We start from the raw sequence: 201 nt of genomic DNA, 5'->3' as shown, positions 1-201 counted from the left end.
AGTACCTCTGAAGAGCTGGCGAAGGGGTTGTCGCGGCGTCAGTTCGGCTTGGCTGCGGCTGCGGCTTTTGCGATGCCCAAAGCGTTGAGCGCGCATGGCTCCACGCAGGTGACCTCTCAGGGAACCTACAATATCACAGTCGACCCGGTGCGCATCAACACGGGCGATTTTCAGAAGATGGGCGTGGGCTACAACCGCAGC

General features: G+C 60.7%; 1 protein-coding gene. It reads left to right on the top strand.

Features of this window, described 5'->3' with window-relative positions:
- The coding region (locus A3722_RS09910; protein WP_443068776.1) for a hypothetical protein at positions 1–201 on the top strand (201 nt) is incomplete at both ends.

It is taken from the genome of Sulfitobacter sp. HI0027 (assembly GCF_001634775.1).
Taxonomy (GTDB): domain Bacteria; phylum Pseudomonadota; class Alphaproteobacteria; order Rhodobacterales; family Rhodobacteraceae; genus Sulfitobacter.
The sequence above is the reverse complement of the archived record's forward strand: the minus strand, read 5'-3'. Positions and strand labels throughout refer to the sequence as shown.